At 45.4% G+C, this 23,097-nt stretch carries 24 protein-coding genes; 13 read left to right on the forward strand and 11 right to left on the reverse strand.

The features are described from left to right. Positions 1–54: 54 nt before the first annotated feature. A complete protein-coding gene (locus F551_RS0111715; protein ID WP_018997699.1) occupies positions 55–615 on the reverse strand; it encodes a GcrA family cell cycle regulator in 561 nt (186 codons plus the stop codon). Positions 616–871: 256 nt separating this feature from the next. Here F551_RS0111715 and F551_RS0111720 point away from each other — a divergent pair, with 256 nt between their 5' ends. The 5 genes from F551_RS0111720 to hslO all read left to right on the forward strand — a co-directional run bounded on the left by F551_RS0111720 (position 872) and on the right by hslO (position 6,127). Next, on the forward strand, positions 872–1,732 hold the full coding sequence (locus F551_RS0111720; RefSeq protein WP_018997700.1) for an ABC transporter permease: 861 nt from the start codon (positions 872–874) through the stop codon (positions 1,730–1,732). A gap of 100 nt (positions 1,733–1,832) precedes the next feature. Then, positions 1,833–3,029: an aspartate aminotransferase family protein gene (locus tag F551_RS0111725; RefSeq protein ID WP_018997701.1), complete on the forward strand. Its 1,197-nt coding sequence runs from the start codon at positions 1,833–1,835 to the stop codon at positions 3,027–3,029. After that, on the forward strand, positions 3,029–3,955 hold the full coding sequence (gene argF, locus F551_RS0111730; protein ID WP_018997702.1) for an ornithine carbamoyltransferase: 927 nt from the start codon (positions 3,029–3,031) through the stop codon (positions 3,953–3,955). Before F551_RS0111725 ends, argF begins: the two co-directional genes overlap by 1 nt. 165 nt (positions 3,956–4,120) lie before the next feature. After that, positions 4,121–5,110, forward strand: coding sequence for a cysteine synthase A (gene cysK, locus F551_RS0111735; RefSeq protein ID WP_018997703.1), 990 nt, complete (start codon positions 4,121–4,123; stop codon positions 5,108–5,110). Positions 5,111–5,176: 66 nt separating this feature from the next. Continuing rightward, on the forward strand, positions 5,177–6,127 hold the full coding sequence (gene hslO / locus F551_RS0111740) for an Hsp33 family molecular chaperone HslO (RefSeq protein WP_018997704.1): 951 nt from the start codon (positions 5,177–5,179) through the stop codon (positions 6,125–6,127). On the opposite strand, the gene F551_RS0111745 is transcribed toward hslO, so the two are convergent. From F551_RS0111745 to metZ, 3 genes are all read right to left on the reverse strand, one after another. Continuing rightward, the gene (locus F551_RS0111745; protein WP_033405019.1) at positions 6,124–7,572 is read right to left on the reverse strand and encodes a TrkH family potassium uptake protein; all 1,449 of its coding nucleotides are present in this window, start codon (positions 7,570–7,572) and stop codon (positions 6,124–6,126) included. The genes hslO and F551_RS0111745 overlap by 4 nt on opposite strands. A gap of 15 nt (positions 7,573–7,587) precedes the next feature. Beyond that, complete coding sequence (gene apaG / locus F551_RS0111750) at positions 7,588–7,995, reverse strand: Co2+/Mg2+ efflux protein ApaG (RefSeq protein WP_018997706.1); 408 nt, start codon at positions 7,993–7,995, stop codon at positions 7,588–7,590. 102 nt (positions 7,996–8,097) lie between these two features. Continuing rightward, positions 8,098–9,303 (reverse strand): O-succinylhomoserine sulfhydrylase, encoded by a 1,206-nt coding sequence (gene metZ / locus F551_RS0111755; protein WP_018997707.1) that lies wholly within the window; start codon positions 9,301–9,303, stop codon positions 8,098–8,100. 65 nt (positions 9,304–9,368) lie between these two features. On the opposite strand from metZ, the gene F551_RS0111760 reads away from it, so the two are divergent. The 3 genes from F551_RS0111760 to F551_RS0111770 all read left to right on the forward strand — a co-directional run bounded on the left by F551_RS0111760 (position 9,369) and on the right by F551_RS0111770 (position 11,108). Next, positions 9,369–10,406, forward strand: a complete 1,038-nt coding sequence (locus tag F551_RS0111760; protein ID WP_018997708.1) for a 2'-deoxycytidine 5'-triphosphate deaminase — start codon at positions 9,369–9,371, stop codon at positions 10,404–10,406. Positions 10,407–10,476: 70 nt separating this feature from the next. Beyond that, entirely contained in the window at positions 10,477–10,896 is a 420-nt protein-coding gene (locus tag F551_RS0111765) for a hypothetical protein (protein ID WP_018997709.1), read from the forward strand. 8 nt (positions 10,897–10,904) lie between these two features. Further along, the gene (locus tag F551_RS0111770) at positions 10,905–11,108 is read left to right on the forward strand and encodes a helix-turn-helix transcriptional regulator (RefSeq protein WP_018997710.1); all 204 of its coding nucleotides are present in this window, start codon (positions 10,905–10,907) and stop codon (positions 11,106–11,108) included. Positions 11,109–11,111: 3 nt separating this feature from the next. Here F551_RS0111770 and F551_RS0111775 read toward each other — a convergent pair whose 3' ends face one another. After that, on the reverse strand, positions 11,112–12,056 hold the full coding sequence (locus tag F551_RS0111775) for a radical SAM protein (RefSeq protein WP_018997711.1): 945 nt from the start codon (positions 12,054–12,056) through the stop codon (positions 11,112–11,114). 69 nt (positions 12,057–12,125) lie between these two features. Here F551_RS0111775 and F551_RS0111780 point away from each other — a divergent pair, with 69 nt between their 5' ends. Beyond that, complete coding sequence (locus F551_RS0111780; RefSeq protein ID WP_018997712.1) at positions 12,126–12,554, forward strand: MarR family winged helix-turn-helix transcriptional regulator; 429 nt, start codon at positions 12,126–12,128, stop codon at positions 12,552–12,554. Positions 12,555–12,560: 6 nt separating this feature from the next. On the opposite strand, the gene F551_RS0111785 is transcribed toward F551_RS0111780, so the two are convergent. After that, positions 12,561–13,079 carry an SPOR domain-containing protein gene (locus F551_RS0111785; protein ID WP_018997713.1) on the reverse strand — a complete coding sequence of 173 codons (519 nt, stop codon included), beginning with the start codon at positions 13,077–13,079 and terminating at the stop codon, positions 12,561–12,563. 167 nt (positions 13,080–13,246) lie between these two features. On the opposite strand from F551_RS0111785, the gene F551_RS0111790 reads away from it, so the two are divergent. The 3 genes from F551_RS0111790 to F551_RS0111800 all read left to right on the forward strand — a co-directional run bounded on the left by F551_RS0111790 (position 13,247) and on the right by F551_RS0111800 (position 16,085). Further along, positions 13,247–13,741 (forward strand): GAF domain-containing protein, encoded by a 495-nt coding sequence (locus F551_RS0111790; protein ID WP_018997714.1) that lies wholly within the window; start codon positions 13,247–13,249, stop codon positions 13,739–13,741. Between the two features lie 59 nt (positions 13,742–13,800). Continuing rightward, positions 13,801–14,442, forward strand: a complete 642-nt coding sequence (locus tag F551_RS0111795; protein ID WP_018997715.1) for a TetR/AcrR family transcriptional regulator — start codon at positions 13,801–13,803, stop codon at positions 14,440–14,442. A 203-nt stretch (positions 14,443–14,645) separates the two neighbouring features. Beyond that, the gene (locus F551_RS0111800) at positions 14,646–16,085 is read left to right on the forward strand and encodes a coniferyl aldehyde dehydrogenase (protein ID WP_018997716.1); all 1,440 of its coding nucleotides are present in this window, start codon (positions 14,646–14,648) and stop codon (positions 16,083–16,085) included. A 58-nt stretch (positions 16,086–16,143) separates the two neighbouring features. Here the strand turns inward: F551_RS0111800 and F551_RS0111805 are convergent, their stop codons facing one another. Together F551_RS0111805 and F551_RS0111810 are read right to left on the reverse strand one after the other, a co-directional pair. Next, on the reverse strand, positions 16,144–16,902 hold the full coding sequence (locus tag F551_RS0111805; protein ID WP_018997717.1) for an SDR family oxidoreductase: 759 nt from the start codon (positions 16,900–16,902) through the stop codon (positions 16,144–16,146). Between the two features lie 138 nt (positions 16,903–17,040). Further along, entirely contained in the window at positions 17,041–19,362 is a 2,322-nt protein-coding gene (locus tag F551_RS0111810) for a S9 family peptidase (protein WP_018997718.1), read from the reverse strand. Positions 19,363–19,562: 200 nt separating this feature from the next. Between F551_RS0111810 and F551_RS0111815 the strand changes: the two genes are divergently transcribed. After that, a complete protein-coding gene (locus tag F551_RS0111815) occupies positions 19,563–20,018 on the forward strand; it encodes a TlpA family protein disulfide reductase (protein ID WP_018997719.1) in 456 nt (151 codons plus the stop codon). A gap of 28 nt (positions 20,019–20,046) precedes the next feature. Here the strand turns inward: F551_RS0111815 and F551_RS0111820 are convergent, their stop codons facing one another. From F551_RS0111820 to F551_RS17565, 3 genes are all read right to left on the reverse strand, one after another. Further along, positions 20,047–20,847 (reverse strand): DUF2306 domain-containing protein, encoded by an 801-nt coding sequence (locus tag F551_RS0111820; RefSeq protein ID WP_018997720.1) that lies wholly within the window; start codon positions 20,845–20,847, stop codon positions 20,047–20,049. 125 nt (positions 20,848–20,972) lie between these two features. Then, positions 20,973–21,380 carry a DUF7239 family protein gene (locus F551_RS0111825; protein WP_018997721.1) on the reverse strand — a complete coding sequence of 136 codons (408 nt, stop codon included), beginning with the start codon at positions 21,378–21,380 and terminating at the stop codon, positions 20,973–20,975. A 134-nt stretch (positions 21,381–21,514) separates the two neighbouring features. Continuing rightward, positions 21,515–22,888, reverse strand: coding sequence for a methyl-accepting chemotaxis protein (locus F551_RS17565; protein ID WP_018997722.1), 1,374 nt, complete (start codon positions 22,886–22,888; stop codon positions 21,515–21,517). Positions 22,889–23,097 lie beyond the last annotated feature (209 nt).

The raw sequence follows: 23,097 nt of genomic DNA on the forward strand, positions 1-23,097 counted from the left end.
ACATCAATTAAATGAGTGCCGCTTTTTTAGTTAGGTAAGATTCTTAAATTTGGACTAGCCAGCCATGCGTCTTGCTTGGTCGTACATGGATGTCGCTGAACGCTCGCGTTTCTTGCGCGATGGCTGATAAGCCAATTTAGCGTGCTCGGCGCAATATGGAGAGTCGCCATCTGTTGAGTGTCCGCAGAAACCAAAGTCTGGGTCTGTAGGGTCTCCAACAGGCCATTTGCACATGGAGTCAGATACGGTCATCACTGTAACCATGTCACCATTGTTTAGGCGTTTAGGCTTAACGTTGGCAACTGGTGCCATGCTAGGTGAAAGATTGCCAGAAGCAGCCTCTTTGGCGGGTTTTCTTTTGTTGGAGCCCGCAGCTGCTGCAGGCTTTGCGCTCGCTGCCGCTGGTTGGGTAACTTGTGGCTTTGGTCTCGCCAAACGCGGCGGACGTTTCACTGGGCGCGAAGGTGTGGCTCTTCCAGAAAGGCCGAGTCTGTGTACTTTACCAATCACAGCGTTACGGGTGACCCCGCCAAGCTGTTTTGCGATTTGGCTTGCGCTATGACCTTCGGCCCAAAGCTTTTTAAGCTCAGCTACACGCTCTTCTGTCCACGCCATTTATATTCTCCATCAGCCCAAGCGGTAAAAGTGAATCAAGATCTTGTTTTCACTCGCCTATACCGCACCCTTGTCTCCCACATATTGTAGTTAACAAAACCTTAGACACAATATCTCGTTGGGTTTATTCACAGTTGATTCAAGATATAGATGGGGATAAATCATATTTTCACTGTTTGTTCTATGTTTTTTTACATTTGGGGCTTCCAAAAGCTGAAACTGTTTCTAAATGGATAGAATTGGGAGGCGTTGTGTTATGATAGATCAGGTTGCAAATTCTAAGGATGAGGGGAATTCCTCGTCTGAAAACACCGCTTATTTTAATGTTGTACGTCCTCGCGAATTTGGAAGCGTAAACTTTTTAGGGCTGAAAACACTTTATAAAAGAGAAGTGAACCGGTTTTTAAAAGTTGGTATGCAGACCTTGTTGGCACCCGTCGTGTCTGCATTGTTATTTATGGCTATATTTAAACTGGCATTCCCAGAACGCAGCGATATTGCAGGAATTGCATTTGGCGACTTCATCGCTCCGGGTATCATTATGATGGCTATAATGAACAATGCATTCCAGAATACTTCTTCTTCGATCACAATCGCCAAAGTGCAGGGCAACACGACAGATTTCCTTATGGCTCCTCTTTCTTCATTGGAATTGGCACTAGGCTTTTTGGCCGGCGGTGCGACGCGGGGCATATTGGTTGGTCTGGTGACCATGATATGTATTGGCGTTTTGGGTGTGGCTAATGTTTCTGTGCACTCAATTCCGGCATTTTTGTTTTATTCCATTATTGCATCCTTTATGATGGCAGCAATTGGGCTGATAGGTGGTATTTGGGCCGAGAAATTTGATCATTTGGCTGCGGTGACAAACTTTATAATTCTGCCAATGACTATGTTATCTGGAACATTTTATCCGATAACTGTGTTTTCTGAACCATTTGAAACTCTATCGCATTTTAACCCGTTTTTTCATCTAATTGATGGCTTCCGATATGCCTTCACTGGACAAGCTGAAGGCTCTCTTTTGGTAGGGGCGAGTGTATCTTTGATCATAGCTGCTGCACTGTGTGGAGCTTGTTGGGCTGTGCTCCGATCTGGCTACAAGATGAAAGCCTAAATTAACTCCATAAATCAAACATTGACAGATCCCCTATGGAGCCTCATAGACCATGAGCTTCCGTAGGTTTTATCCCTCCAAACACAAAGAGGACCCTCCAATGCGTGAAGCAATGATGCCTGTATACGCCCCTCCTGAAGTCGTTTTTGAACGCGGCGAAGGCTTGCGACTATACTCATCAGAGGGCCGAGAATACCTTGATTTTATTGCAGGTATTTCAGTGAACTGTTTGGGCCACGCACATCCAAAATTGGTAAAAGCACTACAAGAACAATCTGAAAAACTTTGGCATGTATCAAACATGTTTCGTGTGCCAGAGGGGGAGCGTCTTGCTGAAAGATATACAGCAGATACGTTTGCAGATCGCGTATTTTTTACCAATTCGGGAACAGAAGCGATCGAATGTGCAATAAAAACTGCACGCAAATATCAATATGTTTCCGGTAAAGAGGACAAATATCGGATCATTTCCTTTGAAGGCTCCTTTCATGGGCGTACGCTCGGTGCGGTAAATGCGGGGGCTAACCCAAATTACCGCGAAGGGTTTGGCCCAGCGATGGAAGGCTTTACGCACCTTCCATTTGATGACGTCGATGCATTTAATGATGCGATGGGCGATGATGTGGCTGCTGTTTTGATCGAGCCTGTTCAAGGAGAGGGCGGCTGCCGTGAAGTGCCTGAGGCGTTCCTAAAGCTTCTACGCAAAAAGTGTGATGAAGTGGGTGCTTTGCTGATTTATGACGAAGTGCAATGTGGTGCGGGGCGTACAGGTAAAATATTTGCCTATGAATGGTTCACAAATGTAGAGCCAGATATTGTTGCTGTTGCTAAAGGTGTTGGTGGTGGTTTTCCATTTGGTGCTTGTTTGGCAACTGAAGAAGCCTCTAAAGGTATGAAGCCGGGATCTCATGGGTCTACATACGGCGGAAATCCAATGGCTATGGCTGTTGGAAATGCTGTTTGGGATGAACTCACTAGCGACGGTTTTTTAGAAAACGTACAGCGTGTGTCGGGTGTTTTGACGCAATCATTATCCAGCTTGATTGATCGTTATCCAGATCTTGTTGAAGGTCTTCGTGGTAAGGGCTTATTGCGTGGTCTTGCGTTGAAAATTGATCCAATGATTATCCGCAAGAAGGCTTTGGAAAAAGGCTTATTGGTAGGAACTGCAGGTGGGAATGTGCTGCGTATGGCACCGCCTTTAATTGCAACAGATGAAGATGTTTTGAAGGCTGTGAGCCTTATTGATGAGTGTTTGGCTGATGTTCAGGCTGAAACACAAAAGGAGAGTTCGTAATGAGTATCCGTCATTTCCTAGATATTTTCCCTCTTCCTTCATCAGAGCTTCGTGGCATTCTTGATACCGCTAAAACGCGTAAGAAAGCTCGCTTGGGAAAGCCCAAAGGGGCGGTAGATGGCGATGCCATTTTGGTGGGTCACACTTTGGCTATGATTTTTGAAAAAAGCTCAACGCGTACACGTTTATCATTTGATATGGGTATTCGTCAGCTTGGCGGGACTTCTATCGTGCTAAACGCTGCTGACATGCAGTTGGGGCGCGGTGAGACGATTGAAGACACATCACGTGTTCTTTCTCGTATGGTGGATGCTGTGATGATCCGTGCGAATAATCATGATGATGTGCTCGCTTTTGCAGAAGTATCTGATGTACCCGTTGTAAATGGCCTCACAAATACATCGCATCCTTGTCAGATCATGGCTGATCTTCAAACATTGGAAGAGCATGGACTGGACCTTAAAGGTGCGCGTATTGCTTGGGTAGGCGATGGAAACAATGTGGCGGCAAGTTTTGCACATGCTGCCCCTAAATTTGGTTTTTCGCTCGCTGTTGGTACACCTAAAGGTTATGAGCTGCCCGAGATTGATGTAGAACGTGGTCGCCAAGAGCAAGGTCGCATAGATCTTTATAATGATCCGATTGAAGCTGTAGCTGGGGCAGATGTAGTTGTCGCAGACACATTTGTTTCCATGGGTGACACTGACGCGGATAAGCGTCTAAATGATTTGATGCCATTCCAAGTGACACAAGACTTGATGAATAAAGCAAATGGCGGTGCTAAATTCCTTCACTGTCTTCCTGCACACCGCGGCGAGGAAGTGTCAGCGGATGTGATTGATGGTCCTGCATCTCTTGTCTTTGACGAAGCTGAAAATCGTCTGCATGCTCAAAAAGCTGTGCTGGAGTGGTGTTTGACCAGCTAGTTGAACTGCACAATTAAGTAAGAAGAAGCGCTGAGAGATCGGCGCTTTTTTTATGGCATTTTCCCTAATGGCTGACTTTACTAGAATGCCCTGTTCAGGTGGTTGTATTCAGGTTAAATTGCATCAAATATACATCACCTATTTCTTGATAGTGAGGAGATTTCCATGACAGGCACACGCGATTATAACGGCGTTACTTTGGATGAAGCAGGCCGTGGCCGTATTTACGGCTCCATCCTTGAAACTGTTGGGAACACGCCGCTTGTACGGGTGCCGTCACTTTCAAAAGCTGAGGGCTTGGAGTGTGACTTTCTCTTAAAGCTTGAATTCTTCAACCCGATGGCTAGCGTGAAAGACCGCATCGCCCTTGGCATGATCACGGATATGGAAGCAACAGGCAAACTGAAGCCGGGAATGACATTGGTTGAGCCTACTTCTGGGAATACTGGGATTGGTCTTGCTTTTGTGGCTGCATCCAAAGGCTATCACCTTATCCTGACAATGCCTGAAAGCATGTCGATTGAACGCCGTAAAATGCTCACTATTCTTGGCGCTGAAATCGTTTTGACTCCAAAAGAAAAAGGGATGGGCGGTGCTATCGCTAAGGCCACGGAATTGGTGGAAACAATCGATGGTGCAATCATGCCAAGCCAATTTGATAATGCAGCAAACCCAGCTATTCATGAAGCAACCACTGCGCAGGAAATCTGGCGTGATACGGGTGGTGCTGTTGATGCTGTTGTGTCTGGTGTCGGAACGGGTGGTACTTTCACCGGATGTGCGCGTTTTTTAAAATCGCAAAAGCCAAGCGTGCAGATGTTTGCTGTTGAGCCAGAGGCCAGTCCTGTTTTATCAGGCGGCGATCCGGGGCCACATCCATTGCAAGGTATTGGTGCTGGTTTTGTGCCAGGTAATATGGAAACCGAGCACATGGATGGTGTTGTAAAAGTTGCCAACGCAGATGCTCTTGGAATGGCGCGCCGTTTAGCGCATCTTGAAGGGGTTCCTGTGGGGATTTCATCGGGTGCAGCTGTTAAAGCGGGCTTAGAAGTAGCCAAGCGTGAAGACATGAAGGGGAAAACTGTTGTTGTGATTATTCCTTCATTTGCAGAGCGTTACCTCTCTACAGTGTTGTTTGAAACACCTGACGTTTAACCATAATTGTAAAAAAATATCGTCCTGCCCCTGCAAAAGGGGCGGGTGAAGTGTTATCTGCCCTGCATGACACAAAATTCTTCTACAAATATCGCATCAAGATCTAGCGACATGGATGTCGTCTCAAGTTTCCAATTGGAAAATGCCACAGTGCGTGGGCGTGTGACCAAATTGGGTGATTTGACCATCGACAGTATTCTGAAACGCCATGACTATCCCAAATGGGCAGCTGAAGTTCTAGGTGAAGCACTGGCTCTAGCTGTTATGACGGCTGCAACTGTAAAAGTTGCGGGCCGTATTATGGTGCAAGCTGAGGGCGATGGGCCGATAAAACTGCTTGTGGCGGAAGCTCGTACCGATGGGCATATGCGTGGTTATGTGCGCCTGAACGATGAAAAATGGGCTAAGCTTGTTGAGACTCATCAGGATAAAAAGCCTAAAATCCCTGAACTGATTGGTGCAGGAGTGATGGGGCTGATCATCATCCAAGACCAGGAAAACACACAGCCTTATCAAGGTATCGTTCCTATTGAGGGGGATACTCTGGCTGAGTGTGCACAGCATTATTTTAATCAGTCAGAACAGATCCCAACATGTGTACATTTGGCTGTTGAACAAATTCCCGAGGATGGCGGCACAGTGCGTTGGCGTGCCGGTGGTATGGTCATTCAAAAAGTGGCCAATGATGATGCGCGTTCCGATACGGAAGAGGATTGGAATACAGCGCGTGCATTGTTTGATACTGTTTCAGATGATGAGCTGACATCGGAAAATGTCACGTCTTCGGATCTTCTGTATCGTCTTTTCCATGAAGAAGGCGTTCGTGTAGAAATGCCCTTGGAGCTAATCGACAAATGCCCTTGTTCAGCAGATCGTTTTATCAAGACTTTGGCTGGTATGCCTAAGGCTGAGATAGTTGATCTTGCTAATGAAGAAGCAGAATTAGTGGCCGATTGCCAGTTCTGTGGACGCATATATCGCATTCCGACTGAGGACGTGTTGAAGCTCCAGTCTTAGTCTCTCCAAAAAGCTGGAGACATGATCACAAAGACAGAGATGAGCTCTAGTCTTCCCAATAACATTGCGAAGCTACACATCCATTTTGCGGCATCTGGCAGGGATTGAAAAGTTCCTGCCGGACCGACTATTTCTCCAAGCCCTGGGCCAACATTACAAATTGATGCGGCTGCTGCTGAAATCGCGGTGACTGGATCAAGACCTGTCATCGCTAGCCCGCAGGCTAGAACAGCAAAAGACGCCAGAAACAGGAACATGAAAATCATGATTGATTGAAGTGTGTTCTGAGTGACGCGTTTACCAGCATAGCGCACATGGGCCACTTGATTGGGCCTGATCATTTGTTTCGTGTAGGTGATCATAGCTTTAAATGCGATGTGCACGCGGAATGTTTTAATTCCACATGATGCGGAACCCGCCGTTCCACCTAAAAACATTAGTAATATGAAGATAGCAGAAGCGAATGGTCCCCATAAACCAAAATCTGTTGTTCCATATCCGGTGCCCGACAATATCGAGACAACATTAAATGCCACCATTCGCAGAGCCCCTTCATCACCTATCTCGGCATTGGGCTGGTTCATGACATAAAGAGTAATGAGAGCTGTAGCGGTAGCCGCCATGACCAGCCAAACGGCTGGCTGAGGGTCTCTGAATATGGCGCGCCAGTGGCCATGAAGGGTTAGCACCATAATGCCAAAAGGCAGGGAGCAGATGCACATAAAGACTATGGCGATAATGTCGGCTCCGCCTGCTACATAAGGTGCGAAGCTAGCGTCTGATACAGCAAACCCACCGGTGGCCACTGTCGTCATCGACATTGTGATGGAGTCAAAGGCGCTCATTCCAGTGGTACGATAAAGGACTGCACAAATTACCGAAAGTCCCAGATAGACATAGGCCGTCTGAATAGCAATCTCGCCGATACGTGGAAGAAATTTGTCAGAGTTATCAGAGCTTTCTAATTGGAAAAGCTGCATCCCACCGATACGTAGCGATGGAAGAATTGCGATCGCCGTAACAATAATACCGATGCCGCCAATCCATTGGAGGAGAGAGCGCCACAAGTGGAGGCTAGGCGGATAATCCTCAATTCCTGTCATAATGGTCGCGCCAGTTGTTGTCAGGCCCGACATGCTTTCAAAGAATGCATCGGTGAAGCTCATTCCAAAACCAATAAAGAATGGAGCGGAAGCAACGAGGACAAGGAATACCCACAATAGAACGGTCAATACAAACGCATCATGCGTCCGTATTTCCATATTTTCATGACGAGAGGAAAGCGCCATCACACCGCCAATGGTGATGGACATAATCGACAGCAAAAAGAAAATTCGCCATTCGCTGCGGTCAGCCCCCAAATCCGCCACGACGCAGGGGAGCATGAAGAGGCCAAGCCCTAATGTCATCAATCCCGTGGCGTATAATATAGGCCGAAGCTTCATGAGGAGGTTTGCCGATTAGTTAGGGCGTGAGGAATCGTAAGGACTATCAAGTGAGAAAGCTGGAATGTCGACAAACATGTCTTCTCCACACCCATTTGAAAAAGTGAATTGTCCTTGCATTATGCCAGATGGCGCAGTCAGTGGCGCACCGGAAGAGTATTGAAATGTCTTGCCAGGTTCAATTGTGGGCGTTTGACCAACAACGCCATCACCTTCAACCTCCTGCATACCGCCATTGCGATCTGAGATTTTCCAGTGTCGCGTCATGAGTTGCACGGCATGATCATTAAGGTTTTCAATTTCAATCGCATAGGCCCAGACATATCTGTGATCTCTAGGGGAAGATTCAGCATCAAGAAATCTTGGGGTCACCCGAACGATGACGCCATTTGTTTCTCTCTCATATGTGTGGGCTTGGCTCATGCCTTTGCCGCTCCTGACAAGTAAATATCTTAAAATAGCACTGCATTAGTCATGCCATGCAAATGCTTGCAATTCTCTATACGAGCACAAAATAGTTGGTTTCTATAGTGCTTTATCTAGTGCTTGTTTGAAGTCTTCTATCAAATCTTCAGGATGCTCCAGCCCGATAGACAATCTCACCCAGCTATCATCGAGGCCAACTTCTGCTTTTTCTTCGTCGGACAAGGTACGATGCGTTGTGGTTGTTGGATGGCAGATCAAAGACTTTGCGTCCCCCAGATTGTTGGAGATAGTCACAAGTTGAAGTGCATTCAGCGCTTTAAACGCGGCTTCTTTTCCGCCTTTAAAGGATAGCGCGATTAGCGTTCCGCCATTTGCTTGTTGCTTCTGGAAAATCTCATATTGAGGGTGATCTTTGCGCCCAGGATAGCGCACTTCAGCAATAGCGGGATGATCCGCGATGAAGTCAGCGACTTTAGCGGCAGTACTTGCCATACGGTCCACACGAAGTTCCAATGTCTCTAGTCCTTTAAGGACAACCCAAGCATTGAATGGAGAGATTGCTGGGCCAGTATGCTTTAGATAGCCATCGAAAATATCATCCATGGCTTCTTTTTTTCCAAGAATAGCGCCAGCAAGAACGCGTCCCTGACCATCCATGTGTTTCGTACAAGAATAGACGACCCAGTCAGCACCAAGTTCTAAGGGTTTTTGACCCAATGGCGTTGCAAAGACATTGTCTACGACGAGCTCTGCACCGGCAGCATGTGTTAGTTCTGCAATAGCAGCAATGTCCGCACCTTCGAGCAGAGGGTTGGATGGGCTTTCGATCAACACAAGCCGAGTGGGTTTTGACAAAGCTTCTTTCCAGGCATCCATGTCGTTGGCATCGACAAATTCAGCTTCAATGCCAAATTTGGGCATTAAGTTTTTCAAAATCCATGTGCATGATCCAAATAATGCTTTGGCGGCGACAATCCTGTCACCTTGCTGACATGGCGCAATTAAGGCTGCTGAGATTGCGGCCATGCCAGAGGCTGTGCAGCGGCATGCTTCAGCTCCCTCAATAATTGCCAGTTTATCTTCGAGCATCTTGATTGTTGGATTGGCATAACGCGAATATACATATCCCGGTTCGTCGCCAGCCATGCGTGCTTGAGCAGTCTCGGCGTCTGGATAGCAATAGCCAGACGTAAGATACATGCCTTCAGATGTCTCACAATGTTCTGAGCGAATACGCCCACCATGCACTAAATTAGTTGCAAGTTTTGTAGAGTCACGCTTTGACTGTTCGTTCTTGTCGGCCATAGGGAGGGGTCTTTCCTAGTTTCTTGGTCTGCATAGGGATCGCGATAATTGAAAAGGGTCAAGTCATGACCGGACGCAAAAACGAAAAAAATTCAATTGGTGTGCTACCAGACACTGAAATTCGGGCTCTTTGTGATGCTGGAGTGATATCTTCTGCGGGTGGATTAGAGAAGGATCAGATTCAACCAGCATCAATAGATTTGCGTCTAGGGACCAAAGCTTACCGTATGCGAGCGAGTTTTTTGCCGGGATTGGGTAAAGACGTATCTGATTTTTTCAATGATGATCTGGTGATGCATGAGCTAGACCTCACTCAAGGTGCAGTATTAGAGACCGGCTGTGTATATCTGGTGCCTCTGAAGGAAGTACTTAATTTACCTGAAGGTCTTTCAGGAGCTGCAAACCCCAAAAGTTCAACAGGCCGAATTGACGTTTTTGTACGCATGATTGCGAATGGGTCTGATAGATTTGATGCGGCGCGTGCTGGATATGAGGGGCCTCTCTATGTCGAAATCTCTCCGCGCACATTTTCTATTCTAGCAAGAGAAGGCGACAGGCTTCTGCAGTTACGTCTGCGCAATGGTCCGCAAAACACCGTTCGCGATGAAATCTTTTCCATAGATTTGAAACCGGGTGATGATGACATCGCAGGATATCGCGCGAAACGTCACTCGCGTGTCCTCGACTTGAAGAATGTGAATGGGCATATGATCGATGACTTTTGGGAGCCTGTGCGGCCTTATAATGGCGCTTTGGTTCTTGACCCTGGTGAATTTTATATTCTGGCGTCCAAAGAAAAAGTGGTGATCCCTGTCGATGAAGCAGCGGAAATGGCTCCAATTGCGCCAGAGTTTGGTGAATTTAGAGCGCACTATGCTGGTTTTTTTGATCCGGGATTTGGCGTTGATGGAATAGAAGGAAAAGCTGTGCTGGAAGTGCGTTCCAGAGAAGTTCCATTTATCCTAACAGACGGCCAACCTATGGGACGTCTCGTGTTTGAACCTATGACGATGGCACCTAAAGTACCGTATGGAGCAGCCGGATCATTTTCCAACTATCAAGGACAAGGATTGAAGCTGTCCAAACACTTTGAAGGAAAATAAATGTCAAGCTTGCTTGACTTGGTGTAAATGAAGCTTTACATGTAAGGTTAGCTTTACATGGAGGTGAGTTATGGCAGGTCAATCTGTTAGACTAGCAAACAAAAGATATCGTCGCGATTTTGCCCTTACAATGGTGGTCTATGTTGTAGCTGTGATAGGTGGGGCCTTTTTTCTTAAAACATTTGACACGCCGCCAGTGTGGGTTTCGGCTCTGGTTGCATTGGCTTCATCAATACCAGTCATCTTTGTATTTGTGCTTATGGGCAGATTATTAAGAGAAACAGATGAATACACCCGGCTGAGGCAGACTGAAGTATTGTTATTGGCGGGAGGAATTACTCTGTCGTTGTGCGTGACTTGGGGATTTCTGGAAATGGCAGAGATAGTGCCGCACATTACATCGTTCTGGGCGGGACCATTATTCTTCTTTCTCATGGGGATGGTGCAACTGGGAAGAAGTCTGGTCGAAAAGAAAGAAATTGAAACGTGAAGAATTGTATGAAGCTTTTGCGGGCCGAACGTGGCTTAAGCCAAGCGAAACTGGCTGAATTGCTTGATGTATCCCGTCAGTCAGTTATTGCGATTGAGACAGGGAAGTATGATCCGTCTTTACCGCTGGCTTTTAAAATTGCGAGAGTTTTTGAAACTTCAATCGAAAAGATTTTCGAAGATACAGAGAATGCTTCAGAAGCTGCTGAATAATTTCTAAGCCGAACAGGAACCACCGCCCAATACGCAAAAAGTGGCGCAATATGAGTGATTAAGAGGCACAGCTTTACGTGCCTCTTTTAGTGTCTGGCCCATGTTAAAGCGTTGATCATAGGGTAGAAGAGTGCACGGGATGACGGTGGGTAGTTTTTCCCCCTTGCGCTTAACGACCATACGTTGGTTGGAACACATAATTTCGGAAGGTGATTTATCCAGTATTCCCCAACACTCTGTTGTGATTTCAGGTGGATCTGAATTGGGTAACATTTCCGGAAAAAGAACGAGTGAAACTGGGTCATTTGCATCTATGCTGAAGTTTTCACTTACAAAGAGTGCGCTATACCCTGATCGCGCTGTTTCCTCGCATTCATTGTACAATGCTCGGCCAGCAATTGTGATGTGGAATTGGTTTTGTGCAAGCCAACGAAGACCGGTCATCGCGATTTCAAAGCTTTGTTTTCCGCGTTCTTGATCGTGCACCTTCGCTGAAAAATGGTCCAGACTTACTCGAATGGTTAGCTTATCATTGAAACGCTCTCGCAATGATATCAATCCATCCATTACGCGGGGACGCATCATTGGTTGCATGGCGTTGGTAAGCAATAAAACATTGTGCCCACGAACAAGAGCTTCTTCCAACATCTCAATCATTTGTGGTGCTAGAAAAGGTTCTCCACCGGTGAAACCAATTTCGATTTGAGTTTCGCCTGCATCTTCTAGTTCATCCAGATAGGGTAAAATGTCGGCGAGTGTTAGATAAACCAACCGGTCATTGGTTGGCGAGCTTTCAATGTAGCAATTCGTACATTCGATATTGCATAATGTGCCTGTGTTAAACCAAAGCGTTTTAGTACCAGAATAGGGTACGGCAGCACGTCGCTCACCTTTGGCTGTAAGGCGCGGGTCATCGAATTTCTTGAGGCTATAGCGAATCTCATCCATAGAATGTGTTTAAGTGACGATATTTCAAATGCATAGTCACAATCGTGTTAGAAGAGTGTGAGAGTTGTCATGGTTACGCAGCGTCAGAAACTGGCTCCTTTGGAAATTGCCAAATTGTTGGAACACTCTGCGCGTCGAATTTATAAAGAACGCGGGCCGCGTTCTATTCATCCAGGGCAATGGGCTGTTTTACGGTTTTTAGCATCCGCCAAGGATCATCAAAAAGACCTCAATGGAGTCGCGGCACATTTGGGTATAACTCCTGCGCCTGCTTCACGAGCCTTAGCGGCTTTGGAAGAGAAAGGATTGGTTATCGGAGAAGTACGTGCTGACGATCGACGGAAACGGCAAATGACTCTGTCTCCTGAAGGACAAAGTATATTGGAAAATGACCCGATGCTGCGATTGGAGAAGATTATAGAAGCTTTACCTGAAGAGCACCAGAATACGCTTCAATCATCGTTGCAAACAATATGTGAGAAGCTCGAGACAGAATAAGCCGAATTATTTGGGATCGATTATCTGACCGTCTTGCATGCCAGCGTCCATTGCGAGGGTATAGGCTTGAAAGGCTTGTTTTTCTGTTGCCCATGGACCGAGATAAACACCGTAAAAGTCCATGCCATCTGCTTGACGAGGAATTATGCGTGCCGAGCCTATAGAATATAGTTTCGCGTGTAGACGTTGCGCATTTTCAAAAGAACGAAAAGAACCCGCTTTTATAGTGTATCCATTTGCATCTGGAGCGAGTGTTTGCAGTTTATTGGATGTTTGTTGGTAGGCTTGTTGCTGCTGTTGAGCCGCTACGGATGATCTTCCCAAGGGAATGCCCTGTTGGAAAGTTGCGGATGTGCCAGCAAATTCTTCTCTGAATTGTTGGCGCATTCTAGCATCTTCCAGCTCTCTTTGTTCTTCAATTGGCATTGGAACGGGCAGTGATTGAGCTGTTGCTGCGGGCAATGCGCAAGCCATAATTGATGCCAATCCGGCAGATACAAAAACGGCATTCTTAAAGATCGACATGCTATTAAGCCCTAACTGCAAAAACTCTAACTAATTTTACTAAAAGCAGGAATTGGTTAACCATTAGCTTAGAATGCGGCGTGTTGATGGCAAGATGGTGCGCAGATCTTGGATTCTACAGCAGAGTTGTTATGTACATCGCTTATCAAACTTAAGGATGTAAATTCATGTCTCATGACGCTATTCAATATTCCGATGACAAAGCCACGCGTTATGATGAAGTCATTGCGGAAATTCTGTCTGTTGTGGCTGGTGAGACAAGTATCACTGCAAGATATGCGACAGCTTCATGTTTGCTGACGCAAGCATTTGCGCCAGTTTACTTTTGGACTGGTTTTTATGTGGTTGATCCACTCAAGGAAAATGAATTGGTGGTAGGGCCATATCAGGGAACATTGGGCTGCTTGCGTATTCCATTTGGCCGAGGCGTGTGTGGGGCTGCCGCCGCGAATGGTGAAACGCAATTGGTGGAGGATGTGCACGCTTTTCCGGGGCACATCGCTTGTGATAGTCGCTCCAATTCTGAAATTGTTGTGCCTGTATTTGATAAAGATGGAAAATTGGCTGCTGTACTTGATGTTGATTCTGAGCAGCATGCAGCGTTTGATGATATCGATAAAGAGAAGCTAGAGGGATTGTGTGCTAAGCTATTAGTTGTCTAGCGGCAGTTCCGACATTTTATGGTGTGATTGCCGTAATTGAGAAGATGTATAGGTTTTAAATGAGTCGACGCATACCTAATGAGACGGTCAATTTAGAACGAAGAGCTGCACCTCAGCAAAAGCGATCTCAGGAGCGTATTCAACAGATATTGGACGCAACGCAGAGATTGTTTGCATTTCATGCACCTCAATCCATCACAACCAGCGATATTGCGAAAGAGGCGGATATCCCGATCAGCTCGGTTTATCGTTATTTTCCAAATATTTATGCGATATATGTAACTATATTTGAGCAATTCAAAAAAGAAGCTGATGAAATTGTTGAACTTGCTTTAGCGAATACCGTAGATGGCGAATGGAAGCAGACTTTAGTGGCTACATTTGGCAAAGTGTCGGCGCTTCTAGAAAGCAATGATGCCTATTCAATAGTGTTTCAATATACTTTTTCCAGTGCAGAATTTTCGGCCGTGCGCGATGAGTGGAATCATCGTTTAGCATGTCATTTGGCCGAGCGGTGGCGGAATGGTCTTGATGGGTTTTCTGATGGAAATCCTGACGCGGTTGCTAGAACAATAGTGGAGATAAATTGCTCTATTCAAATTCAACTATTGAGACTCAAAGAAACTCCCGAAATTCGAGATGAGTTGTATAATGAGGCGATAGTTGTTTTGGAAAGCTATCTTTCTAGATATTTGACTTGATAAAACTGTGAGCAAATGTTTGGGGGGCTGCTCTTTGGGGTGAAAGAAGCAATGTGAGGGCATCCTCAAAACAGAAACATATTCTGTTTTCTTTTTAGTGAATTGATGTATAATTACATGAATAATGCGTGGTTACATTGGGGGACCCAATCTAATGATGCGATGTTGTGGTTTTTGTCACTTAAATGCCTTGGAGTTTGAAGATGTCATCAGTGGAAGATCGAATAAACTCGCATATGGAAAATACGTTATCGGCTCAGAAACAAGCATTTCTTCAAAATGTAATACCTGATGCAAGATCAAGAATTGATAAGCTCAACATAGCAATTGAATTGCTTGTAGATAATAGAAAAGAACTTGAAGAGGCTGTCTCTGAGGACTTTGGCCACCGTTCAGATGAAGCCACTGCATTTAGTGATATTATGCCCGCTGTTGGAGCATTAAAATTTGCTAGGGACAATGTAAGAAATTGGATGAAGGCGGAAAAGCGTCGATCTGTTTTTCCCCTAGGTTTGCTAGGTGCTAATTCTAAAGTGGAGTTCCAGCCTAAGGGCGTTGTAGGATTGATGACGCCTTGGAATTTTCCGATAGGCATGGTTTTTACGCCGCTCGCGGGTATTTTGGGGGCGGGTAATAGAGTAATGATCAAACCATCAGAGTTCACGCCCAAAACGTCTGAATTAACTGCGAAACTCCTGTCTCAAGCTTTTTCAGTTGATGAAGTTGCGGTTTTTCAAGGTGGACCGGAAGTCGGTGCAGCCTTTTCGAAATTACCTTTTGATCATTTGATGTTTACAGGTGCTACGTCGATAGGGCGGCATGTCATGCGCGCGGCTGCTGAAAACCTGACACCCGTTACACTGGAGCTTGGTGGAAAATCACCAGTTGTCATTGGCAAGTCTGCATCCTTGGATCTGGTTGCGAAGAGAGTGATGGCAGGGAAGGTACTTAATGCTGGGCAGATCTGTCTTGCACCTGATTATGTATTTGTTCCTGAAGGCAAGCAGGATGAATTAATTCAAGAAATTAAAAAGGCCGTATCAGCAATGCATCCATCAGGCTTGCTGAACAATGATGATTATACTTCTGTGATTAATGAGCGCCATTATTCGCGTTTGAATGGCTATATTGAAGATGCCGAAAAGAAGGGCGCAACAGTTATTTCATTGGCACCTGAGAACGAAGATTTTTCTCAGCAACCGCATCGTAAAATTGCACCAACACTATTGATAAATGTCAGCGATGATATGCAAGTGATGCAGGATGAAATATTCGGTCCTATTCTGCCCATCAAAACCTATTCTGATATTGAAAGTGTAGTGGGGTATATCAATGAGCGAGACCGTCCGCTCGCACTATATTATTTTGGATCTGATCAGCGCGAAGAAAGATCGATCCTCGAAAATACGGTGTCAGGTGGGGTGACGGTAAATGATGTGATTTTCCATAATGGGCAGCAAGACCTTCCTTTTGGTGGAACTGGTGCATCAGGAATTGGTTGCTATCACGGTCGCGATGGTTTCTTGGAGTTTAGTCACAAGAAGGCTGTTTTTCATCAGACGAAAATCGATGTACTGCAAATGTTGCGGCCACCCTATGGCAAACTTTTTCATTCTGAAGTGAACAGAAAAATTAAACGTTGATTCATGAATGGCCCGCAATAGAAAATTTGGCTCAATTGCTGGCCATTCAATTTTGTCATCACACTTTTGTTTTGGTTAAGCCACCATCAACTGGTAAAATTGCACCTGTAATAAAGCTGGACTGGCCCGAGGCTAGGAATAGAGCTGTTTCTGCAATTTCCTCTGGCTGAGCTATTCTTTTTAGAGCGTGAAGTCCTTCTACGAAGGCCTTGTTTTCTGGTGTATCAGCAACTGTCCGTCCCATTGGCGTATCAACACCGCCGCTTGCAATTGCATTCACTCTGATATTGTACTCTCCACCTTCAATCGCGCCGACATGTACAAGACCGTTTAATCCAGCTTTGGCCGCCGCATATGCCGCCATGCCAGGCATTCCCATTGTTGGGCCAACAAAGCTTGTTGTGTAGATGATAGAGCCGCCATTATTTTTCAATGCGGGTATTTGATGTTTCATCGCCAAGAATGCACTTGTCAGGTTGACGGCGATTGTTTCATTGAAGCCTTCTACAGAAACATCTTCAACACTGTTCATTTCTCCAAGCCATCCAGCATTGTTGAAGCAAACATCTAGCTTTCCAAAATGCTCAATTGCAGTCTCAACGCATTGTTGGTGGGTGCTTTCTAGCTGAACATCACCGACGACTATTTCAGCTTTTCCGCCTTGTGCTTCTATTTCAGATTTTAATTGGCTGAGTTCCTTTTCTCGGCGAGCGTTTAAAACGACTGATGCGCCTTGTTTAGAAAACAGTTTAGCTGCTGTGCGGCCAATACCAGAGCTGGCTCCGGTAATGATCGCGACTTTGTCTTGTAATTGCATACTTCAAATTCCTGTCCATTGATGTCAGGACGATGATTAGAAGCATGCGGGTTTAGTTGCTGGCGGAATACGGACAACCAATGTGAAAGAGTTGCTACGTTCCTAGAATTTTTCAGAACGCAGCAGCACTATTTGTTTTTACTCACCTGGCTTTAAGTAACGGTCCAAGAAAGCATAGCGTGTGTTCATTAAATGGATCGCCATATCTTTTTCGCGGATACCGTGGCGTTCGCCCGGATAAGTCATCATTTCAAATGGCTTTTTCAGTTTTTGCAGTTCTGCATAAACACGCGTTGAGTTATCAAACGTTACATTGTCATCTGCCATGCCGTGGATCATCAGCATTGGAGAGTTGAGTTTCTCAAGGTGAGGGAAAGCAGATGATGCAAGATATCCATCAGGGTTATCCTGAGGCGTGTCCATATAACGCTCAGTGTAGAACGTGTCATATAGCTCCCAAGCTGTGACTGGCGCACCAGAAACAGCTGCCGCAAATGTGCCTTCTGGAGCCTTCAGTGTGGTCATAAGCGCCATGTAACCACCATAAGACCAACCGTTAATTCCAATGCGAGACTCATCGACATATGGGAGTGATTTCAGAAATTCTACGCCCTGCAATTGGTCACGAACTTCGATTTCACCTGTTAGGCGGTATATGACATCTTCAAACTTCTTACCGCGGTTAAATGTTCCACGATTATCCAGACGGAAGACGACATAGCCTTTTTGCGCGCTCATGACGTCAGATAATAACCATCTTTTTGAAACCCGTTGAACGTGTGGGCCACCATACACTTCGACGATAACTGGGTATTTTTTTGTTTCGTCAAAATCATGCGGTTTGGTGATTGAATAGTGCAGTGTTTGTCCATCTTCAGCGGTCAACGTTCCAAATTCTGGTGTGACGTGGGCATCTAGGAATTCAGCATATGGGTGGTCTTCATCAAGTGGGTTTTCTTCTACCCAAGCAATCCTTTCACCATCTGCTTTATACAGCGCAGTTTGTGGTGGTTGGTTGGGTGTTTGGAATGTGCCTACATAGCTTTGTGCATCGCTTGCCATATTGATGGACCACATGCCGCCAAGCTCTGTGATGCGCTCAATGTCAGAACCTTCTTGCTTGTAATTGGCGCGATATAGGCCTGTTTCTAGCGGCGTGTCTTTATTGGCTGAGAAATAGACATAGCCATTCTTTTCATCCACTGCTTTGATCGATTGAACGACCCAGTCGCCAGAAGTGACCTGATAATTTTTAGATCCGTCAGCATTGTGGTGTGTGATGTGGCGGAAACCACTTTCTTCTGTCGACCACAAAAATCCGCCATCTGATAGTGGACGGAAGTCTTTGGAAAGGTTGATCCAGTTTGGTTGCTTTTCAACATAAGCTTCACGAACGTCGCCGCTGCTAATGTCTACGTTCAGAAGTTCAATGCGTGTTTGATCGCGATTTACGCGTTGAATGAAGAGTGTATTGGCATCCGCCCAATTGACGCGCGCAAGATAAGAATCTGGAGATGCATCTAGCTCGACTTGAACTTCCTCGCCTGTTTCCATGTTCTTTACGAACACATCTACAATTGCGTTGGGACGGCCGGTGCGCGGATAGCGTTGGTTGATGACCGTGACGTCATTTGCAGCAATATCAAAGCGGGGGATGATGTCGACAGTGCTTTCATCAACGCGCGTATATGCCATGTGCTTGTCATCTGGTGACCACCATGCGCCAACATAACGGCTCATTTCTTCCTGAGCGACAAATTCCGAGACACCATAGGTGATAGCATTGTCAGGATCGGCGTTCGGTGAAAGTTGAGTTTCTTCACCGGTCGCTAGGTCAATGGAGAAAAGCTCACCATCGCGGATGAATGAGACGTTTGAACCCGTTGGTGAAATTTCTGCGTTGTATTCAAATGCGTCTGTAGCAGTTAGCTGTTTAACTTCTGGCTCGCTACCGCCTAATTTAACGACATAAAGGTCTCCACCGATAGGGATGAGGATTTGCTCACCCTTTGTATCCCAATCATAAGAGACGATACCTTTAGTACCTGCTATGCGTTTACGTTCACGTAGCGCTTTTTCTTCTTCAGAAAGCTCAAAATCATCTGGCTCAAGTAGTTTGGAATCAACCAATAATGTCGCATCACCTATAGTGACATCATATGCCCAGAGATCAAGGCGCTGACGGTCTTCTTCTCGCGCTTGCAGGAAAGTCAGCTTGCTGCCGTCTGGAGAAAATTTGACCGAACGAGGGGAAGGACCAGTCAAAGAGGGAGAAGCGCCAAGGCGTTCAGGTGTAAGAAGGTTCATTTTCTGCTTTACTTCATCAGCTGATTGAGCTGCCAAGTTAGCTTGTTTTGTTTCTTCTTCAACAATGGTTTTTGAAGAACTGTTCAATGGCATTGAGGCACACGCACTTGCCAGAATAGTACTGACAGCAAGAAGAGAAAGATGTTTCATCATAATGATAGTTGAACCCCAAATTATACTGTGATTTCCAGATTTTGAAGTAACATATCCCAACCAGATGATCTCGCAAGGTATAAGTGAAATGGTTCTATACTTGGTTTAGAACGCGAGAACACAGATTTGTGAGATTCAGTTTTGTGGGAATGTATTCGCTATTCGTGTATGGGGAAAGAAACATAAATAGAGGTCTGGATATGAATTTGCTCAAAAAACACTGGTTCACGATGGTGTTGGTATTGGCCGTTGGTGGATTTGTAGCCTTCAACGGAAGTGGTTTTTTCTCAAAAACAGCTTCGGAATCTGAATATATCCATGAAGGTAAGCCAGAGATAATTGCAGCGACTTTCTCGTCTGCATGGTGCTCAACCTGTAAAATACTAGAACCCAAGCTTGCTGAAGTTGCACCAGACTTTGCAAATAGGCCTGTGAAGTTTGTGAAGCTAGATTTCAGCCTGGGGCAGGGAAGCGGGCTTACTAAGATTGCAGAAGAGCATAACTTTGCAGCGGCATATGAGCAGTATAAAGGTAGTACAGGACATACACTGCTCTTGGATGCAGATACCGGAGATATAGTAGGACAATTGACGGTCAAGCTCTCACCGAACGAGATGAAAGCTGCTTTGAAGAAAGCCATCAAACAGGTTTCGTAGGCGGAGGCAGATAGACAGAGCGTGGTTCCTATAGAACGGGGAACCACATTCCAAGTGTTGCAAGCGTTACACCCACTGCAATCGCGATTGCAGAGAACCACAGAAACACTGAGAAACCCAAACGTGCAGTCGGACTGCCCTTTGTTTTGACTTTCAAATAGATTTCATAAAACACCAATGGCAAGAATTGAAGGAAAGACATGGCATCAATAAATGGACCGGTGCCATTGGATTGATCAATGCCAATTCCTCCCGTCATCACAAACCAAACCATTATTAAAACACGGAAGAACCACACTGCGCTTGCGGCGAGAAACAGACGTGTTGCCCAACGCATGTGTGTGCTGATCTCTCGGCGCATTGCGTGGCGAACTGTATAAAATGTAAACCAAAGAACCAATATTGCTTGAATGATGAAGCCGGCCCTTAGCGTCCAAGCACCAATTTCCCTCACAACAAGCATGTAGGCACCGCTAGCGACACCAATTATAACGCCTGCTACAAATGCGCGTCCTATCCAACGGTGCAGAGCGGGGTAGCGTTTTCGGAATGAGGGGACGAGCTGCAATGGTCCACCAATATGAATGACAATTCCAAGTGCTAGGTGCGCGAAAACAGCAGCATTTCCGATGTCTCTATTGGGAACATAGGCTTGTGATAAATGCTTATTCCAAGCATTGATGTCGCCTCCGAATAGCTCGAACCCATAAGTGTATATTATATAGGCACCGAAAATCCATTGTCCGATGAACACCGGGGCATACCAGGCGCTCGCCGCAAGGTTGAGCGTTTTCATTCTCGTTGATTTAACGGGTGTGCCAGACGACATGATTGGTCCTTGTTTTTATCGAATTGCAATCTAAATATATTGATTTTCGATATAAAACAAGTGTCGTTGGAAATTATTGAACCAATTCCAACTCATGCGCCAAGTTGGAGACGGTGTGATTTGGTTTAGGCGATTGAGCGTTTTTGCAGGGGAGTTTCTTGTTTGATGAAGGAGCGATAAAAATAATGCAAGCCCGCCATTAACCCGTAAAGTATCCCCCCGAATAAAATGCCGTAGAACACACTGATCACAGCAGCATGGCTGAGTTGTTGATTATACTCGTTTTGGTGGGTTGCAGCTTGTCTTTCTTCGATGCCGAGGTGTTTTTGAAGCCAGTCTGGAAGGCGCGTTTCGCGAGCACAGCCTTCTTCGCTGTAACAGTTTGGCTGTACCTCTGGGGGCTTGTAAAAGTATTGGCTACTAAATTCAGGTTCTTCATATTTTTTTGGTGCACTCATCGCCCAAGTTACAAGAGCGACGCCCAGCGCGATAAATATGCTGGCCATTAAAAAGCCACGTTGCGTCTTCGACATTAAACTGAATTCCCCACTTAAAACTCAATCCCGCTTAGAGTTTGAAGTCCTTATGTGAGAATGAGTTTGAAATCAGGTTAAAAAGAAGCGTGAGAGTTATGGTTAATGGCGATTTTTATGACATTGTGGGTGTGTTATCCAGCCAATTTTTGCAAGCGCTCATTTAGTTTGTTGATAGTTTCTTCGTTGTTTTGAACAATGTCGACGATACTTTTCGCTGCGCTTTCTGATCGTCCAGCGAGATCTTTAACTTCAGAGGCGACAACAGAAAAACCACGTCCTGCATCTCCTGCGCGTGCAGCCTCAATAGTAGCATTTAGAGCTAAAAGATTTGTTTGGGTTGCAATGTCGTTAATGATCCTGGTGCTGTCCGCGATTTTTTGAGAGGAGGCCAGAACATCTTGCATTGTTCGCTGTGTTTGAACAACCGCGCGTCGACGTACTGAAGCATCGATACCGACCATTAGAATTTTTGTAATCGAACCGTCAATTTGGCGGACGGCTGCAAAAGTTGCATCTAGTTCCATAGGCTCTTCGCCGTTGACTGGCCATTGAACATTTCCAGACACGGTCTCTCCGTTATAAACTTGGTCCCAATCAGCATTTGTCAATAAGGATTGCATGCTGACATTGCTCTCAGCATTGGCATCAATCAAAAGACCGTTAATTACTGCATGGGTGCTGTCCGGTTCCCATTCTGCCATGGCCATTGATTGGCTAATTGCTTGTAATTTTACATCATGCTCAAGGGAAGCTTTTTTTGTGGCATTGATATCGGCTTGGACCGATATGAAATTAGAAACCTCATTATTTTCGTCATAAATAGGATTGATCGCCAATGAGATCCAATAAGGTTCACCATCCTTGTGGTAGTTGAGAATTTCGTCATAAAACGCTTCACGAGCTGCCAGCTTTTGTCGAATTTTCTGAATTGTCTCTTGGGATGTATGCTCACCTTGCAAAAAACTCCCGGGTTTCTTTCCCATAACTTCTTCTGGTAGGTAGCCGGTCATTTTGGTGAAACCCGGATTACAGTATACAATTTTACCCTCTGGATCTGTCATTACAACGGAGTTTTGGGTTCCGTTTGCAATTTTTCGGAGCTGTTTAGTTTCTAGCTCAAGGTGCTTTTGTTGAGATATGTCAGATAAAAGCGCAGTCACTTGAGAAATGGTGCCATCGGACTTTAAGGTTGCAGAAAAATTTGCACTTACCCAAACCGTCTTATTGTTTGCAGTATTGCAAAGTATCTCATGAGTATTAGATTCACCCTTTGATATTTGCTGCCAAGCGTTATGAAAACGCGTATTTTCTTCGCAAGAGCGAGTAGCTAATTCTGTTGTGATGGATTTGTTAATTAGATAACTTTCACTGCATTCAAAAAGCTGTTCAGCCTTGCTTGTAGCTTGGTGGATATTCCCTTCCAAATCCAGAACAAGAAGGGCTTGAGAACCTCTTATCGCTTGTAGGATTTGGTGGTCATTTTCGGAATAATTCTGAATTTCCATAGTAGATGCTCGTGCAAACCTTTGGGATGAATTTGCTAATGTTGACCTAAAATATGTTAATAAAGTTCCAAAATTGCAGTTTTGAGTTGTGGTCGGAAGCATTCAATTCTGTGTTGGCGCGTTAGGTAAACGGAATTCGTTCTTGCAATCCCAGCTCATTTCCTGCATTAACTCTGTTCTGAAATTATCCCCCATTTAGAAGAGTTATC

Origin of the sequence: Hirschia maritima DSM 19733, assembly GCF_000378345.1 — a bacterium.
Taxonomy (GTDB): Bacteria; Pseudomonadota; Alphaproteobacteria; order Caulobacterales; family Hyphomonadaceae; genus Hirschia; species Hirschia maritima.

Bases quoted from the DNA above. Each gene is read 5' to 3' on its own strand.
- cysK (WP_018997703.1), top strand. From the start codon at position 4,121: ATGACAGGCACACGCGATTATAACGGCGTTACTTTGGATGAAGCAGGC.
- F551_RS0111780 (WP_018997712.1), top strand. From the start codon at position 12,126: ATGGTTACGCAGCGTCAGAAACTGGCTCCTTTGGAAATTGCCAAATTG.
- F551_RS0111775 (WP_018997711.1), bottom strand. From the start codon at position 12,056: ATGGATGAGATTCGCTATAGCCTCAAGAAATTCGATGACCCGCGCCTT.
- apaG (WP_018997706.1), bottom strand. From the start codon at position 7,995: ATGAGCCAAGCCCACACATATGAGAGAGAAACAAATGGCGTCATCGTT.
- F551_RS0111745 (WP_033405019.1), bottom strand. From the start codon at position 7,572: ATGAAGCTTCGGCCTATATTATACGCCACGGGATTGATGACATTAGGG.
- F551_RS0111815 (WP_018997719.1), top strand. From the start codon at position 19,563: ATGAATTTGCTCAAAAAACACTGGTTCACGATGGTGTTGGTATTGGCC.
- F551_RS17565 (WP_018997722.1), bottom strand. From the start codon at position 22,888: ATGGAAATTCAGAATTATTCCGAAAATGACCACCAAATCCTACAAGCG.
- F551_RS0111720 (WP_018997700.1), top strand. From the start codon at position 872: ATGATAGATCAGGTTGCAAATTCTAAGGATGAGGGGAATTCCTCGTCT.
- F551_RS0111785 (WP_018997713.1), bottom strand. From the start codon at position 13,079: ATGTCGATCTTTAAGAATGCCGTTTTTGTATCTGCCGGATTGGCATCA.
- F551_RS0111790 (WP_018997714.1), top strand. From the start codon at position 13,247: ATGTCTCATGACGCTATTCAATATTCCGATGACAAAGCCACGCGTTAT.
- F551_RS0111805 (WP_018997717.1), bottom strand. From the start codon at position 16,902: ATGCAATTACAAGACAAAGTCGCGATCATTACCGGAGCCAGCTCTGGT.
- F551_RS0111760 (WP_018997708.1), top strand. From the start codon at position 9,369: ATGACCGGACGCAAAAACGAAAAAAATTCAATTGGTGTGCTACCAGAC.
- F551_RS0111715 (WP_018997699.1), bottom strand. From the start codon at position 615: ATGGCGTGGACAGAAGAGCGTGTAGCTGAGCTTAAAAAGCTTTGGGCC.
- F551_RS0111765 (WP_018997709.1), top strand. From the start codon at position 10,477: ATGGCAGGTCAATCTGTTAGACTAGCAAACAAAAGATATCGTCGCGAT.
- F551_RS0111795 (WP_018997715.1), top strand. From the start codon at position 13,801: ATGAGTCGACGCATACCTAATGAGACGGTCAATTTAGAACGAAGAGCT.
- F551_RS0111825 (WP_018997721.1), bottom strand. From the start codon at position 21,380: ATGTCGAAGACGCAACGTGGCTTTTTAATGGCCAGCATATTTATCGCG.
- metZ (WP_018997707.1), bottom strand. From the start codon at position 9,303: ATGGCCGACAAGAACGAACAGTCAAAGCGTGACTCTACAAAACTTGCA.
- hslO (WP_018997704.1), top strand. From the start codon at position 5,177: ATGACACAAAATTCTTCTACAAATATCGCATCAAGATCTAGCGACATG.
- F551_RS0111820 (WP_018997720.1), bottom strand. From the start codon at position 20,847: ATGTCGTCTGGCACACCCGTTAAATCAACGAGAATGAAAACGCTCAAC.
- F551_RS0111810 (WP_018997718.1), bottom strand. From the start codon at position 19,362: ATGATGAAACATCTTTCTCTTCTTGCTGTCAGTACTATTCTGGCAAGT.
- F551_RS0111770 (WP_018997710.1), top strand. From the start codon at position 10,905: ATGAAGCTTTTGCGGGCCGAACGTGGCTTAAGCCAAGCGAAACTGGCT.
- F551_RS0111725 (WP_018997701.1), top strand. From the start codon at position 1,833: ATGCGTGAAGCAATGATGCCTGTATACGCCCCTCCTGAAGTCGTTTTT.
- F551_RS0111800 (WP_018997716.1), top strand. From the start codon at position 14,646: ATGTCATCAGTGGAAGATCGAATAAACTCGCATATGGAAAATACGTTA.
- argF (WP_018997702.1), top strand. From the start codon at position 3,029: ATGAGTATCCGTCATTTCCTAGATATTTTCCCTCTTCCTTCATCAGAG.